We start from the raw sequence: 17,480 nt of genomic DNA, 5'->3' as shown, positions 1-17,480 counted from the left end.
GCGCTGTGGCGCACTGGCTCGTCGGAGGATGCGTCCGACGTCGTTCAGGATGTCTTCGTGCGACTGGTCGAGCAGGGTCGGCGACTTTCGAATATCAGGAATCCAAGAGCATGGCTTCTGACTGTGGCCCACCGTGCGGCGATCGATGTGACCCGTCGCCGAAAACGGCGAACGGCCGAGAACCTCGACGATTTCGCATTCCTCACCGCTTCAGAGGGCGATGGCGAACGGGTAGCGGATTCCGTTCATGTGTCGGCATTGTTGGGCGGTCTGTCGGAGAAGCACCGTGATGTCGTCTTTCTGAAGCACTTCGCGGGGTGCACCTTTGCCGAGATCGGCGAGATCGTCGGGATTCCAAGATTCACCGCGGCCAGCCGCTACCGCTCGGCCATCGGACGACTTAAACAACTTCTGGGGGGTGATCATGACACCCGATGAAAGAGACCCGACGATCAACAGGCTCTTCGAAGGCCTGGAGACGCCGGAGCCGCCTCCGCACCTTCGCGCGCGGGTGCTCGCGGCGGCACGTGATACGGCGACGGGGACGCCGGACGTGTGGAGCAGAATCTGGCATCACCGCGGCCTGCGCCTGGCATGGGCGGCGACAGTGGTTCTGCTCCTTGCAGGGCATCTCCTGACGCTGCCAGGAAACGGCTCGGGAGCACGGCCGATCGATCCGAATCTGATGGTCGAGAACCGGCCCGACGAGTTCCTCGTCGAGTTCCTGCGCCCGGTACGAATCGCCGAAGATGTTCATCCAATGGTCGGTCTGCTCGCCGATGCCGGCGATGCCTCTGATTTCGAGGTGAAAGGAAACCCGTCATGAAATCGATGACCCAAAGATCGAAGATGTGGCCGGTGATGTTGGCCGCGGCCGTCATAGTGATTCTCGCCGGCTCCTTGGGAGCCCGCATCGTCGCCCGGGACGGTAGAACGGCTCCCATGCAGGCCCCGCGGGCCATGGTGCCGGAGGCTGCGCCCTTCGAGGTCGCCGACCTCGAGGTGCCATGCTGGACCTGCCCGGAGAATTCGGACTGGCCCCTGCGTTTCCAGACCGATCTCGACCTCCTGGCGCCTCTGGGCAACGGGACCGCCAATGCCGCCGAGTGGTTCGGCCCCTTCGCCAAGGTGGGCGGATCCCGTGCCGACGAAGGGATCGCCGCCGCCAAGAGGGGCGTCGAGGGTCCGGAATGGCTGGGAAACGTGCTGCCCCCGGACGACCCTCTGTTGCTGGAGGCCGAGCCGTGGTGCGACCAGGCAACCATGAGCTTCTACCCCGACGTCTATCCCCTCGAAGGCTACTCGACGCGGATCACGAATCTGCTCTTCGCAATCAAGCTCGTCCGCTCCTGGGTCGCTCGGGGCGAGGCGGCCGAGGACAGCGAGGCGGCGATGGAGGACTTCAGGCGGGCCATCAGGTTGGGCCGGCTGCTCCGGCAGGAAGACGTGGTCGTGATCTCGGACCTGGTTGGTCTGGCCTGCATCCACATCGCGACGCAAGCGGTTTACGACCGGGCTCTGGAGGACGGAGATCTCGAAACGGCGCTGCTGGCGTCGGTGGTACTCGGCGAGGTGGCGCCGCAAAGGCTCGGGACCAAGCAGCACCTCACCTCGACCGATCTCCTGGACTCCTTTACGCGGAACGATGCGGGAGACATCGTCTTCGAGACGCGACCAGGAAAGCTCGACGCGGTCATCGAAGCCGCGTTGAACGCCCCTGATCGTCGCATGCGGTGCGAAGCGGTGCTCGGCCTCAACATCATCCGCAGTCTCGGATCGCCCGAGGAGCGGGAGCGCGCCTTCGAGGTGCTCGAGGACATCGCCGACGATCGAGACCCGAAGGTCGCCGAGGGTGCACGGTGGAGCCTCGAGCACCCCACCACTGTCGATGTCCTGGAGACATGGGGAGCGGTCCCGCCACGGAAGAAATAGGGCAGCAGGGGATACCCCGGCTCGCCTTCTCATCACCGGGCGCGCGAGTGCCCGGCTTTTCCCCCGACCACCCGCCCGATCCTCGATGCTGGATACTGGATACTCGATCCGCCCTCCCACCCCTTGACAATCTAGCCTGACGACTTATCGATTCGTTGAATCCAACATCCAACATCCAACATCCAACATCCAACATCCAACATCCAACATCCAACATCCAATATCCAATTTCCAACATCTAACATCCAGCATCCAGCATCGAGCATCCGACAATGTCGGATGTCGGGAGATTGAGGTCAACGAATCGCCCTCGCCAGTGCGTCATTACACCAGTGGACGATGAATCACGTCTCGTGCGGCGGGCGATCGACGGTGACCGGGAGGCCTTTTCGGAGTTGGCGGCGGCCCGTTGGTGACGTCTGCTGGCGCTGGCGCGGTCGAGCGTGTCGGGGCCGAGGTGAGTTACACGCCGGCGCGAGAGCAACCGGAATGTGCGTTATTCGTGCCAAAGTCCACGACCCCGATACGCAGAGGATCATCCAGTGCCCTCAAGTATTTGCACATGCGGGCAGCGAGGCGAGGGTGCGCACCGGGCTCGTGATGCCGAGTGGGGAGCCGTCGGTCCTCAGTATGGGCTGTCCGATCGCGGAAGGCGGCAAGGGCGTCAGGTACTCCTGGCCCCTGACCACCGATGGCGAGGTTGTGAGCTCGCACTCCGCCGAGTTCGAGCTGTACCCGTCCACGCACCCGACCGGGAAGACGGCCAAACGAGTTATCCCACCCGCCCACCGACGACCCTGCGGCGTGGACTGGTCAGATCGCCGAATTGGCGGTCGAGCCATTTGGCCAATAGGCCGTGAGGCATGATCAAAACCCTGATTCCATCGAAGTCCGAAGAGCCTTTTTGGAACTTTCTGTGCGCTTTTGTGTCTAAACTGGTGCCATGCGAGCCACAACAGGTTTTTCCAGCTCACGACAGATCGTCCTTTTCACAGCCCTTCTCGTGACCGTGGTTTCGGCCGCATCTCTGCAGCCGGTGACCATGTCCGGAGCCGGTCACGACCAAACACCGGTTACCATCACCGGAGGGGATGATCCAGTGAGCTGGGACAATGTCGACCGCCTGATCTCGGAGCAGAAGTTCGAGGCCGCCTCGGAGGCGGTGGCGGAGATTCTCGAACAGGCCCGGGCGGAAGGCAATGCGCCCGAGTGGACCCGCGCACTGGTCGAGGAGACCAGGCTGCGGATGGCGCTGCACGGTTACGAGACCGCAGTCCGCTATCTGCGCACCGAGGGATGGCCCGAAGACGCCGTGTCGAAGGCGGTTCTCGAGCTCTACTACGCCAACTCCCTCGCCACCTACGCACGTGCCTATTCGTGGGAGATTCGCCAACGAGAACGGGTCGAGACCTCCGGCGAGCTGGACCTCAAGAAATGGGATCTCGAGCAGATCGTCGAGGAGGCGGATAGGGCCTTCCTCTCGGTCTGGTCCGGCCGCGAAGAGTGGGGCAGCGAGTCCATCGGTGAGTTCTCCCGTTACATCCATCAGAACAGCTACCCTCCCCGGATTCGGGGCACGCTGCGGGATGCGGTCACCTACCTGTGGGTGGAGCTGCTGGCCGACACCTCCCTTTGGAGCCCGGTGGAGTCCAACAGCGTCTTTCAGCTCGATACTACAGCCCTTATCGAGGGTGACCCGGAGACGTCGGCCGAACTGGATCTCGCGGATCCTTCGATCCATCCGCTTCTGAAGATCGGTGCCCTGCTCGACGATCTTGAGGCATGGCATTCGGCGCATGGCCGCGCCGAAGCCGCGCTCGAGGCCCGGCTCGAAAGAACACGCAGGCTCCACGCAGGCTTCGAAACCGAGCAGGACAAGTTCGCAGTCCGGCAGCACCTGGAAGGCATTCAGGGCGACTTCGACCGCAGCCTTCCGTGGTGGTCGATGGGCCAGGCGACCCTGGCGAATTTCATTCGCAGCGAGTCGACTCCGGATGCGTTGGTCCGGGCTCGCGAGGTAGCGCTCGCGGGTCGTGATCGGCACCCTCGGAGTGTCGGCGGCCAAAGGTGCAACCACATCGTGGCCTCGATCGAGTCACCATCCTTCGGCCTCGAGGCGATGGCTGTGGACGGCACCGACAGGCGATCTCTCAGGATCAATCATCGGAATGTCGCCAGTCTTCATTTTCGGGCCTGGCGATACGACCTCCGCGAGATGGTGGAAGGCTCCGACGACTACAGCCTGCTGCCGACGTATCGCGAGGCGGAACGGATCATGGGGTCTGAGCACGATGCAGAATGGTCCATCGAGCTGCCGCCGACCCCCGACTATCGGTCGCATATCACCTACGACGTTCCGCAGCTCGACGAGCCGGGGGCCTACCTCCTGGTGGCCTCGATGCGGTCCGACTTCGCCGATCATGCGAACCAGATGCAGGCCGCCAATTTCATCGTTTCGGATCTCGTTCTCATCAGGCGCCACGTTGGGGAGGCGTACGAGATCACGGCTCGTTCGGGGCGGACCGGGCGCGCACTCGAGGACGTCGAGGTGTCGCTCTACCGCTACGATTACCGGCGCGGCCATCGGGAGATCGAACGCAGGCACACTGGTGATGATGGCCGTGTTGCCTTCAATCACCGTCTCTGGGAACGGGAGCAGTACTTCCTCGTGGCGGAGAAGGACGGCCAGATCGCCCTCGACCGAGACCGCATCTACCAGTTTGAAGAAAGCCAGCGTGAGACGACGTCTTCGGTCCTCGTCTTCACGGATCGCTCGGTCTACCGTCCCCGGCAGACGATCTTCTGGAAGGTCGTGGCCTACAGCGGCGGCGGCGAAAATCTCCGTTACGAAACGAGGCCGGGAGCCTCGATCGAGGTTTCGCTGGTGGACGCCAATTACGAAGACGTGGCGACGGTGACGGTGACGACCAACGGGTTCGGGTCCGCGTCCGGGTCGTTCGAAATTCCATCCGGTCGGCTGCTCGGCCAGTGGCAGCTCCGCACTTCCGATGGCGGCCTCTCTCGGTTGCGCGTCGAGGAGTACAAACGGCCCACCTTCGAGGTAGAGATCGCCGATCCCGAACACCCGTTGCGCCTCAACCGGGAAGCCGTGTTGTCGGGTTCCGTTCGCTACTACTTCGGCCTGCCGGTGGTCACGGGCTCGGTGAGCTGGCGGGTGACTCGTGAGCCGCTGTATCCGAGGTGGTGGTACTGGTGGAACCCGTCGCCATCGGCCCAGCGCCAAGTGGTGGCCGCGGGCGAGACGACCCTCGACGAGGATGGCAATTTCCGCGTCAGCTTCGTGCCGGCGGCCGATGAGCGGAAGGCGAAGCGTGGAGTCACCTACCGTTATCGCTTCGCGGTCGACGCCACCGACGAAGGCGGTGAGACCCGCTCGGCAGAGAGGAGCTTTCGACTCGGATTCGTGTCGGTCGAGGCTCGCATCATTTCTGACCTCGGCTTCCTCACCGGTGGAGAGTCCGCGCAGGTCCGCGTCCTGCGGACCGATCTCGACGGTGTTCCGCGCGCTGGTGACGGCAGGTGGCGCTTGGTCGAGCTCGATCAACCGGAGGAGACGCTGACTCCCGCCGACCAGCCCAGGCTGCTACCGGATAACGACGGTGACGTGTACCGGACGGAGGGTGATCTCCTTCGACCTCGCTGGGACCCCGGATACGACCCCGACGCGATCCTCGCCTCGTGGCCGGAGGGTCGCCAGGTGGCGGTGGGCGAGGTTTCGCACAGCGAGGATGGCTCGGCGGAGGTGAAGCTGCCCGGACTGGCGCCGGGCGCCTATCGCCTGGTGTACAGGACGGAGGATGATTTCGGAGCCGAGTTCTCGACAAGCCAGGACCTGGTCGTAGTCGGAACGCGCCGTACACCACTCGCCCTGCCGGCACTGCTGGCGTTCGACAGGACTTCGGTGGGTGTGGGGGAGACTGCTCGCCTCGTGGTCTTCACCGGCCTCAAGGCGCAGGAGATGGTGCTCGAGGTCTTCCGCGACGGTCGCCGGATCGAACGGCGGGCGATCAGCGCGGGCCGCTCGGGTGTCGTCGATTTCCCCATCAGCGCCGAAGACCGGGGCGGATTCGGGGTGGCGCTGACCCTGGTTCGGGATCACCAGCTCATTCGCCGAACCGCGAGGGTTTTCGTGCCCTGGGACGACCGCAGGCTGGATCTCGAGTTCAGCTCCTTCCGCGACACGATGCGCCCGGGCACGAAGGAGAGCTTCACCGTTACCGTGCGTGGTCACGGAGACGAACCGGTGGACGCTGCCGCTGCCGAGCTCCTCGCCTACATGTACGACCGCAGCCTCGACATCTACGGACCCCACAGCCCCCCGAGTCCGCTCTCCCTCTATCCAGCCCGCAACACTGTCGGCAGCCTCTGGGACAACCTCGGCATGGCGCGCCACGCGTGGGCCCACTCGAGTCTGCCCGGCCTCCCCGGATATCCGCATCTGCAGGGCGACAGTCTAGCGACGCTCGACGGCTACGGCATCGGCGGCCCTGGGCGGCGCCAGCGTTTCGCCATGAAGACAGGAGCCGTCGCCGAGTCGCGCATGGAGCTTGCCGACGCCGCGGCGCCAATGGCCGAGGAGCAGGAGGCGAAGGCTGCATTCGTCGGTGGCAGGGGAAGATCCGACCTTGATGAGGCCGAGAACGATGGCGCAGGACCGACGGAAACACCCGCGGCCGAGATTCGCTCGGATTTCTCCGAGACCGCTTTCTGGGAACCGCACCTGAGACTGTCCGAGGACGGCGAGGTGACGGTCTCGTTCGAGGTCCCCGACTCGGTCACCGACTGGAATCTGTGGGTGCACGCAGTCACGACGGATCTGCGCGGCGGATCGGCGAGCCGGCAGGCGGCCAGCGTCAAGGAGCTGATGGTCAGGCCATACCTGCCGCGCTTTCTTCGCGAGGGAGACACCGCGGTGCTCAAAGTGGTGGTCAACAATGCCGGGGAGAGCGCCTTCGACGGTCAGCTCGACCTCGAGATCCGTGACCCCGAAACCGATGAGGACCTGCGCGGCGCGTTCGGCCTGACGGCCGAAGCCTCGACCGGTGTGCCGTTCTCGGTCGATGCGGGCAAGGGAACCGACCTCGGCATTCCCATCACGGTTCCGGCGCGGGTCGGCACGGTCGCCTTCAAAGTGACCGCCCGCGCGGGCGCGTTCTCCGACGGTGAGCTTCGGCCGCTGCCGGTGCTTCCGAGCCGTCTCCACCTCATGCAGTCGCGATTCGCCACGTTGCAGAACGCGGATCGGCGCGAGCTCCACTTCGCCGACATGGCTGCCGACGACGACCCGACCCTGATTCATGACCAGCTCGTGGTGACCGTCAACGCGCAGCTCTTTTACAGCCTGCTCAATGCCCTCCCGTACCTCGTGAGCTACCCCTACGAGTGCACCGAGCAGACCCTCAATCGCTTCCTATCGACCGGTATCGTTGCCAGCCTCTTCGATCGGTACCCGTCGATCGAGGAGATGGCGCAGAAGCTGTCGAGCCGAGACACCCGCTTCGAGACATGGGAGGCGGATGATCCGAACCGCGCGATGGCGTTGGTCGAGACGCCCTGGCTGCAAACGGCTCGCGGCGGTGAGGAGGCGGCGGAGGATCTCATCAACGTGCTCGATCCCCGCATCACACGAGCCCAACGCGACGCCGCCCTCGCCGAGCTCGAGAAGAACCAGACCTCGGCTGGCGGCTTCCCGTGGTGGCCGGGCGGTCCGCCGTCGCCATGGATGACGCTGTACATCCTGCACGGCTTCTCGAAAGGCCTCGAGTTCGGGGTCGACGCACCGGAAGATGTCGTCGTCAGAGCCTGGTCGTACATGCACCGCCATTACATCGACGTGATGGTCGACCGGATGATCGCCAACGACTGCTGCTGGGAGACCATCACATTCCTCAATTACGTGCTCTCGAACTACCCGGACGAGTCGTGGACCGGCGGTGTTTTCACCGCCGACGAGCGCGCCCGCATGCTCGACTTCAGCTTCCGCCACTGGCGGCGGCACTCACCACTGACCAAGGGCTACCTGGCGTTGACCCTCGAACGGGCCGGCCGCCACGATGATGCGGTGCTGGTCTTCGATTCCGTGATGGACGCGGCCAAGACGGATCGCGACCTCGGCACTTTCTGGGCGCCCGAGGACCGCGCCTGGCTCTGGTACAACGATACGATCGAGACCCACGCGTTCGCGCTTCGGACCCTCTCGGAGCTCGAGCCCGACGACGGTCGACGAGACGGCCTCGTCCACTGGCTCCTGCTCAACAAGAAGCTCAATCACTGGAAATCGACCCGGGCCACGGCCGAGGTCCTCTATTCACTGGCTCACTACCTGCGGCAGGAAGAAGCGCTGGCGATTCGTGAGGAGATCGATGTGACGGTCGGACCTCGGTCCGAACATTTCGTGTTCGAACCCGACGAATACACCGGGGCGCATAACAGGGTGATTGTCGCGGGCGAGGATATCGACCCGAATACGATGGCCACGATCGTCGTCGAGAAACCGACCAAGGGCTTCGCCTTTGCCTCGGCAACCTGGCACTTCTCCACCGAAGAGCTTCCCCCGGAAGCGCGTGGAGATCTGTTCGGCGTGACGAGGCAGTTTTTCCGCCGCTTCAACGACGACTCCGGCTGGGTTCTGAGGCCACTCGCCGACGGTGAGCGGATCGAAACTGGCGACCAGATCGAGGTCCACCTCTCGATTCGCGCCAGGCACGCTGCCGAGTACGTCCACCTGCGAGATCCGCGCGGGGCGGGCTTCGAGCCTGAAACGCTGCACTCGCAGTACAAATGGGACCTCGGGATCTCGTGGTACGAGGAGGTGCGGGATTCCGGCACCAACTTCTTCTTCGAGTGGCTGCCGGCCGGGGAGTACACCTTCAAGTACCGCCTGCGCGCCAACATGGCGGGCGCCTTCCGCGTCGGCCCGGCGGTCCTCCAGTCCATGTACGCTCCTGAGTTCACCGCCTACTCCGCCGGCTACCGCCTGGAAGTCGCGGCTCAGTAGACATCCGATTCCGATCCCGTTCCCAATTCCGATCCCGATTCGGCCAGCAAAGCTGGCCATCGTCACGTCACCCCCCGCCCACCCGCCCTCAGAAACTCGCGTCGGCTTGTGCTTCGCACTGCACCGCCGCGATATTCTGAGAGGTGGGAGTGTTTCCCTGGGAAACCCACAGTCAGGAAGAGGATGTCCGGAGTAGGTTTTTTGTGACCTGGCGCCGGAGTCCCTTCCGGTTTTTCAGGGGCCCGGGTCAAAGATCCATTTGGTGAATTCTTGGCGAACTTGGCGTCTTTGCGGTGAAAACGCTGCCCGTTTCGAGAAATCGCTGGTTGAAAGAGGCTGGAGCTTCATACAATCGAGCCCATGGAACCGTTGGCCTCTCGAGGCTCGGACCGATCTGTACTGGCGCCGGCGATCCTGATCGGCGCGGTGGCCGTCTTCGTTCGCGTCTGCAACCTCGGCACGTTTTCGCTGTGGCTGGACGAGGTCAAGACGATGCAGTTCGCTTCGATGCCGATGCTCGAGGCGATCTCTGCCTGCGCGGCGGACGCGGACAATGTCCCGGTCTATGTGATCATCACCCGCCTTTGCCTCCTGCTCGGCCTCGATGACCCGTGGATCCGCCTCGTGCCGATCGCTGCGGGCGTGGCCTCGATCGCCTTGCTGGCCATCTGGACCGACCGTCACTTCAGTCGGACGACGGCCCTCCTGGTGGCGGCCTTTTGCGCCCTCTCTCCCTTTCATATCCGCACCTCGCAGGAGCTTCGCGCCTACCCGTACCTGATCCTGGTCTGCACCGTGACGTTGCTCGTTGTCGACCGACTCCGAGCCGATCCGGGATGGAAGACGACCCTGGGCCTCGCGGCTGTTGTCGCGACCGGCTGCTACACCAGCCTTTCGTATGGTCTGATCCTTTTCCCGATGGCCGGATTGGTGTTTCTGGGTCGAAGCTCCAAGCAGGATGAGGGGACAAATGGTAAGAAGGTCTGCCGCCAGTACGTTATCGGAGTGGCCCTGGGCCTCCTCGCATTCGTGCCGTGGATGGTATGGGTCTGGGCGCGCCTGTCCGAACGCCTGTCGCGGCCTCGGACGACGGACTGGGATCTGCAAGCCATCGCCCAGAGGTGGGAAGCCCTCACCGTCGCGCCTTGGGTTTTCAGTCCCTGGAGCTGGTTCGGCCTCGTCCTCGCGGGATTTTTCGTCTTCGGGCTGATCGTCGCGCTGAAGACCGGCCTCGGACGTTTCGTCTTTCTGCCGGCTCTCGTGGCTCTGGTGGGCTGGGAGCTTTCCCTGGTGGCGATCGAGCATTGGAGTGCGGCCCGCTACGACACCGCTCTCTGGCCGTTCCTTGCGGTTCTGCTGGCTCTCGGTTTCGGCAGATTTCTCTTCGCCTTGCGCTGGAGGTGGCTCGGGTGGGTGGCCTGCCTCGGAATCGCGGCAATGCTGTTGATCCGGGTGGATGCCTATCATCGTCTGGGGCGCCCCCACTGGGATCGTCTTGCTCAGGCCGTCAACGAGGTGAGGAGGCCCGGAGAGCGTGTCACAACGGTCGACCACTTCGCGCGAACCTGCCTCTCGTACTACCTCGATGAGCCCGTTGTGACGATCAACGCCCGGCCCGAAGGGCTGCGCGAACTCGTCAGGACATCGTCTCCTCTTCTGCTGGTGTCCAGTCGCCCCTTGGGTCCAGCCTTCTCGAAGATCCCGGCGTACTACGCCGAGATCGCAGATGTGCGCCGGACGGGACGGTTGTACCGATTCACCAGGTCAGCAGTCGATTCAGACGAGCGTGAAAGGTCGATGGACCGCGATCCCTGGCCGGAACCGCTGGCAGCTCCGATATCGCCGGAGATTGAAAGATTGCCATCAGGCTGCTTTGGCGGACTTTCCCGGCGTCTTGGCGCAACACGGGGGCCCGCTGAGTCGGAGATCGACTTCGCCCCGACGGATCGCCACGCACGGAGATCGGGCTGGGAACAGCCGAAGACACGGGCGAACGGAGTGACGGTTGCCTGGGTTCGCGGGAGAGAAGCGAGCGTCGACATCGGTCTTGGAGAGACCTCTCGGGGACCGATCAGAATTCGCTTGTGGCCGCATCGCGGTCTGTCGGGAGCCCAGTCGGTTCGGGTCCTTCTCAATGGACACGTTCTGGGAGTCCGGCAGCTGACGAGCGCGCCTCAGGTCGTTTCTTTCGAGGTGCCGGATGAAATATGGGCGGAGGGACGGGACCTGCTCGTTCTCCAATTCACGCGAAGTTGCTGCGAGGGCAGAGCGCGTCGCCGATCTGCCGCGGTCGACTGGATCAGGTGGGCTCGGTAGCGCCGTTCTTGATCAACGATCGAGCGCCGAGATAGACCTCGCCCGAAGTCCCGTGAATTGACACGATCTCGCCCTTGCGAATGCGATGGCGAGGCGTGCCATCAGTGTCCAGAATGAGTGCCTCGCGGTTTTCGAGGTCGACCTGGAGACCGGAGGCGCTCATGACGGCGCAGAAGTTCTTGTCCTCGATGCCGTTGGCGGCGACTGCCGCGTGTGACGTCGACCCGCCCTTGGCTGTCAGCAGGCCATCGGCCGAGATGATCATCGGGATCTCTTCGGGCGTCGGGTTCTCCAAGACCATCAGGACGCCGTCGACGTCGTCGCGTTCGGAGATGTCGATTGCTGCCATCTCCTTACGCTCCGCTTCGTCGAAGGCGACCAGGCCGCGGAAACCTCCACCGCGTACGCCGAGACCGCGGGCAGCCGGATCTCCGGGGTCCAGGAATCTGTCGATGGCCTCATCAGCGTATGTTTCCGCAGTGCGGGATTGCAGGACACTGAGAACGCCCTTCTCGACGGTGAACTCGACCTCTTGATCCGTGCCCATGAATCGGCGGAGCCTCGAGCCGACGTGCCGAAGACGCCTGCCGAGCATCGGCATCAACAGATCGAGCTCGTCGATGGTATGGAACGAACCTGAGGAAGTCACGCCGCCTACGAGGTCGTCTCCGGCGGCCGAGAACTTGAACTCCCCTGTGAGTTCGCGGATGCCGAATTCGTTGACGGTCGTTCGCGGGATGACCCCGGTCAGGGATACCAGAGTCTCGTCCATTTCCGGTTGAATCGTATCGTTTCTGCCGTTTCCGAAAGCCATCTCCTGAACGATCGCCGCGGTCTGCCAGGAGTGCGAGATGCCCTTGATGTCCCGGTAACGATTCGCTCGTTCCTTGTCCCAGGAGTCGAACACGGTGATCACCGAATCGACCAATTGCTGCATTGGGCTGGCGAGGACGCGGTCCAGTTCTTCGGAAAACCCGTGATCCCGGAACACCGTTTTGGATGACTCGGCGACCTCCCGCATGGCCTCCCAGGGGAGATCGGTTTTGTACTCGACTCCGTAACGGCGCTTGGCGTCGTCGACCACGTTGAATGTTTCGAGGTCGACCCCCCACATCGCGAGGCCGTAGGAGGCAAGGAAACGGCGGTAGGAATCGTATGCTCGCCATGGTCCGTGCTGGGCCAGAGCCTCCGCGATGCGATCGTTCATTCCAACGAATACAATCGTCGTAAGCATCCCGGGCATGGAGAAGACCGAGCCGCCGCGCACGGCGAGGATCAACGGTTCTCTCTCGTCTCCGAAACGTTTGCCCATTCCCGCCCGCTTCGCGATGTCGTGTTCCAGGATTCGAAGATGGTCGGTGATGTGTTTTTCGAGCCAGGCGCGATTGGTTCGGTGCATACCGGAACGGGGAATGCTTGTCGGCAGGATGAAGCCGTCTCGCGTGGGTAAGCCCAGCTGGTTGACGTACAACAGGCTGCTGCCCTTTCCCCCGTAACGCTCCCGCACGGTGGGCTGGTTGTTGCAGCATTTCATCGCCTCGCTGACCTGATCGCGGTGCGAGATGTGGATGATCGCATGAGAATCGTCGGAGGTTGCGCGAGGTCGTCGAGGCTCAGCCCAGTCGGATGTCTGTTCGCGAATATAGGCGACCGCGATGTCCGAAAAGTGAACAACGCTGTTGAGATCGTGCATGTAACGCTGCATGTTGGCGAGCACGGTGCGCAGGTCTTCCTCGCTGAGCTTCAGGTGATGGGACATCTTTTCGTAGGGTACGGTCACCCGTTGCCGGATCTTGTGGTAGTGGCGGCTGACATACCTGAGGACGTCAAGCAGTTCGTCGGTGGTCCTGTCGGGATTGCTCAGGAGCCCCGCGAGATCGATGAGTTCCCGCGAGTCCAGACCGTCGAACTCCAGGTTGAGGATCGACACACGGATGATTTCGAGGCACTGATCGAGGTCAACCCCGTCGTGCGAGTATCTGGTGGCAACTCGCCGAAGGGCGAGATAGTTCATCTCTTCGAGCAGGCAATCGAGCTGCTGGAGGAAGTATCGTTGAGCCGTGAACCCTCCCGCGTCGATCATCCGCTGGAGGGCGACCCTGAGCTCGCGGACCCGGTTGAAGGTTTCGTATGAAGAGTCCTTCTCGTTGGCGTCAAGAACCGACTCGAGCGTCCCGAAAAGTTCGTCCTGATACGCCCCACGGATTCCACCGACGAAGTCCCCGACACCCTTCCGCACCATCGCTTCGGCACAGTCGGCATCGAAGTCTTCGCCATCCGGTCGCAGCTCGTGCAGCTCGTTGAGGCATTTCTTGAAGGCTTTCGTGACACCTTCAGGCCTCGAAAAGTCGTCGGCCTTTTGCATCAGGATGCGGAGGTGATGGTAGAAGGCCCACCGGTTGCGAGCGTGAATGCCCTTGTCGATCAAAGTTTCGAGTTCGTCCTCGATCGGATTGCCGAACTGGCACCGGGTCAGGTTCTCCGCGTATGCCTCCTGCCACTCACGAATCCTCGCCACCGTCTCCGAGGTACCCAGCAGCCGTCCGAGGTCCTCGACGACCCTGGCGACGATTCTTCGCGGTTCCTCGCGTTCCCTGGCCTCGATGTCGGCATCGGCGGGCGAGGCGAAACCGAGCCTGCGAAGCTCGCCGAACTCTCCGTTATCGAGAAAGTCCAGGTAGGCCTGAGCCAGTAGCAGCGTTCTCTGCCCGAGCGCGTGATGGCTGCTGCGTCGCAACTCGTTGACGATGGCGCTGCCGCGCACCTCGACTTCGGCGAGTCGAATGGTGTCGTTCCAGAGCTGATCGATCAGGTTGGGTTTGCCAATCACGGCGGTAAGATTCCGAACAACGGTTCGGGTGAGGCCGGGGAGGCTTCGGCACAACCAACCGTTGATGAACCGCAGAAGCTCGGTGTTGAGGTTGTTGACCTCGGGCTGGAGATTCTTCGCGCCGAGGAAGGTCTTGACCGAAAGGTTGCAGAGCCGCGTCACGAGATGTCGGAGCAGATGGAGCGCTTCGTCGCGATTGCTGGCCTCATTGACATTCTTGAGGAGCAACGCAATGTCGCGTATGCGGGTGATACGAGGTTCGGCGATGTGTTCGGGGTCGAAGGTGAAGAGGAGCTTCTCGAGGTCGATCGGTTCCGCTTCCCCTCCGGCGAGCTCCTCGAACATCGCATCCGTGTAGATCGTCCCGTCCGGGAACTTCCATACCGAATGCGTCTCGGAGGCGTCGCCGGTGACAGAGTGCAGCAAAAGCGTGTCTCCGAACAGGTATGGTACCCGTAGAGACCCGTTGTGTTTGAACACACGGTTGTTGACGATGCCGAACTTGCCGAGACGATCGGCAAGCTCGGCACGGGTCCGCTGATAGGCGCTGAGGATCTTCTTGACGTCGACGCTCGTGTCCTGGTCGACGCAGGCACGCCACAGATCTCGGTCGAACGATTTCAGGACTTCTGCGTCCGCCTGGGTAAAGCCCTTCGGAAGATCTGTTTCGATACCCGTCGCGGTCGGCCGAGAGATCGGTTTTGAAACGGCCGAGACCTCGGCAGCGTCGCCTGTGGATTCGAGACGCGAATCAGTTTCGACGGTTGCTTCAGGTTGTTCGATCCGCCTGCCGAGCGAGAGCGCTTCAGCTTCGGAGTAGAGTCCGGTGTGGCGACGCAACACCTCGAACAGCAGTTCGTCCCGCTCGTCGAGGATCTTGTTCACCTGTTGAAGCGCGTGGACGTAATCGGCGAAGGCGCTGCCGTTGACCTGGACTCCGTACGAATCCGCCAGCTCGGCGATGATATCGAGCATCTCTTCTCGAAGGAGCTCATAGAGTTCTTTGCCCTGGACATGAGCCAGTGCCCGGGCCAGGGCGAGCGATGCCGACAGCATGGCGTTCATGCCGAGGTTTTGCTTCCGCTGCATGACGTGGATCACGTCGGGCGGGTTTGCCGAATCGTCGAGCTTTCCGCGGCGCCGGGCTGTCGAGAGCTCCAGGCCGAGAAGTTCGGAATCGATTTTTTTGAGATCGAGGGTGGCCACATCGAGGTGTTCGAAATGGGGTGCGATGACCTGACGAACGTTGTCGACCGCGGTGAGGCAGCCCTTTCCCCCATACCGCTCGGTTCGCTCGAAGAGATCTGCAAGCTCGTCGTCCTCGGTCGCACGTACCCTGGCCTCGTCGATCTCTCTTTTGAATGAGAAAACCCCTGGTTCCACCTGGTTGAAAAACTCGTGAAATCTTTCGACGAGTTCACGGTGCTCCGCCTTCTCGACCAGGGAATCAACGAGGTGAATCGCCTCACCAGAGCCCGCAGAGGTGCCGAGCGGCGTCGAGCCCCGAAATTTCAGCACAATGCCTGATGTCGGCACCACCAGCTCGAGGGTCACGCCAACCGTCGGGATTCCGGCGTTGGTCGGTTCTTCGTAGGCGCGCATCGTCTGGACGACTGCCGTTTCGCCGCCGTGCAGGGCCTGATCGGATCCGGACTGCTCCGCCACCTTGAGCATCTGCTCTGTGACGGCCTGATATTTGACGAGCCGCTCGGTATTTGCTCCACCACCCGCCTTGAGGCCGAGTGAGTTGACAGCCAGGGCGATCTGCGCCTCCATGTCGTCGTTCGGGCTCTTGGACCGGTGGGAGACCACGAGATCCATTCCCTTGCCCAACGCCACCAGCATGGCCAGGATCGTCTCGTACAGCGATCCAATCTGGTTGGCCTTGATCAGGGCGGCGTTGATGAGCCCCTGGGAGGAGGCCGTCTCAATGGTCTGGTCATTGGTTGTGACCAGATCATCGCCGATGACGAAGACCGCGCCTCCGAGCTTCTCGAGGAGGAGGCTCCAGCCTTCGAAGTCATCTTCCGAAAAACCATCCTCGATTGACAGGAGTGGGATCTCGAACTCCTCGATCGCCCGGAGATAGATGTCGAGGACCTGGTTCCTGTCCATGACGACCTTCGCCTTGTCCCGCCAAAAGAGGTACATGCCGACGGCGTCGGGCATGTCGAACTCGGTTCGATAGGCGATTTCGAGCTCGCTCAGTGCCGGATCGAGGGCGATCGCGACATCGGTCCCGGGCTGGCATCCGCATTCGGCGATTGCCTGCTTCATCATCGACCACAACCGCACCTCGGGGAGCGGAAAATCGCCCCGTTCGATATATGGTGCAAGCCCTCCCTCGAGGCCGATGCCCATCACCCGGCAGCCCTCTTCCTTCTCGATGATTTCCTTGAGGCGGTTCTGCAGGCGTACGGTCAATTCCTGAGCGTCCTGGTAGTCCCTGGCGTTGAGGATCAGGAACATGGCCTCCTGCATGCTGATGTTCGACTCGGGGTATTCCTTCTCCGTGTGGCGCCCTCCCATGCCGCAGTTTCGAAACTGCCAGGGAGCCGAGACCGGTCCGAGCCGCGGATGGACAGCCTCCTGAATCCGCTCAGCCACCATCCTGCGCTTCTGTTCGGGACACATCGCGAGCCATCCCGAGATCTCGGAAATCGTGCTCGCCTTCTCATGGGCCAGCCGTTCACGTTCCCTGAATTCTACGTACTTGCCGGGGTCAGCAAGCCGAAAGTCGAGGAAGGTCACAAGACCGATCCCGAGGAACAGTCGGCCGGCGTAAATCGCTGCCGTCTGGTCGGCAATGAGCCCGATGCCGAGCAGGACCGCGGCCAGCGGCAGGGCCACGATGGCGACGTCGCGGCTGGCTCGGGGTCCGGCCGCCGCAACCGCAAGGTTGTATGGAGCATCCGGGTAGTAATTCAAGCCCTCTTTCTTGATCCCGGGCGCCCGTCCGTAGGGAATCCTCAGGAACATCTCGGCCAGGAAAAACGCGCGCCCGACCAAGGGTCCGCCGAGCCTCTCCTGCGCCTCGACCGCGACCGACTCGTTCAGCGCGCTGAGGCGGGCGGCGGCAAGGAAATGGCCGAGCTCATGGAGGGCGATTCCGACGTGGAAGGTGATGCCCATGAACAGGGCGGACACCAGGGTCTCCCAGCTCGCGAAGATGAAACGCAAGACGTCGGTCTTGAAGATCTCGGCGGCGGGTAGGGCGAGAACGGACGAGATAAACGCGACGTGGAACGAAACCAGGATGTGGTTGGCGATGACCCAACCCTCCTGAAGCCAGGATTTCGGCGAACCGTTCTGTGAATGCACAGCCCATCCTAACCCGGCATCTCGGGTTTTTTCTACCGTCGCCCGACAAGTTGGATTCTTGCT

At 62.7% G+C, this 17,480-nt stretch carries 6 protein-coding genes; 5 read left to right on the top strand and 1 reads right to left on the bottom strand.

Features of this window, described 5'->3' with window-relative positions; all coding sequences use genetic code 11:
- The 5 genes from LJE93_02400 to LJE93_02380 form a co-directional block, all read left to right on the top strand.
- Positions 1-438: sigma-70 family RNA polymerase sigma factor (locus LJE93_02400; protein ID MCG6947752.1), on the top strand; the 438-nt coding region annotated here is incomplete at its 5' end.
- On the top strand, positions 425-826 hold the full coding sequence (locus LJE93_02395) for a hypothetical protein (GenBank protein MCG6947751.1): 402 nt from the start codon (positions 425-427) through the stop codon (positions 824-826). The genes LJE93_02400 and LJE93_02395, both read left to right, overlap by 14 nt.
- Entirely contained in the window at positions 823-1,932 is a 1,110-nt protein-coding gene (locus LJE93_02390) for a hypothetical protein (GenBank protein MCG6947750.1), read from the top strand. The genes LJE93_02395 and LJE93_02390 overlap by 4 nt, the downstream gene beginning before the upstream one ends.
- A gap of 943 nt (positions 1,933-2,875) precedes the next feature.
- Positions 2,876-8,950, top strand: coding sequence for a hypothetical protein (locus LJE93_02385; GenBank protein ID MCG6947749.1), 6,075 nt, complete (start codon positions 2,876-2,878; stop codon positions 8,948-8,950).
- Positions 8,951-9,310: 360 nt separating this feature from the next.
- Positions 9,311-11,266: a glycosyltransferase family 39 protein gene (locus LJE93_02380; GenBank protein MCG6947748.1), complete on the top strand. Its 1,956-nt coding sequence runs from the start codon at positions 9,311-9,313 to the stop codon at positions 11,264-11,266.
- Here the strand turns inward: LJE93_02380 and LJE93_02375 are convergent.
- A complete protein-coding gene (locus LJE93_02375; protein MCG6947747.1) occupies positions 11,250-17,417 on the bottom strand; it encodes a hypothetical protein in 6,168 nt (2,055 codons plus the stop codon). The genes LJE93_02380 and LJE93_02375 overlap by 17 nt on opposite strands.
- Between the last annotated feature and the right edge of the window lie 63 nt (positions 17,418-17,480).

The sequence above is a fragment of the Acidobacteriota bacterium genome (assembly GCA_022340665.1).
Classification (GTDB): Bacteria; Acidobacteriota; Thermoanaerobaculia; order Thermoanaerobaculales; family Sulfomarinibacteraceae; genus Sulfomarinibacter.
This window is presented reverse-complemented; position numbering and strand designations above follow the sequence as displayed.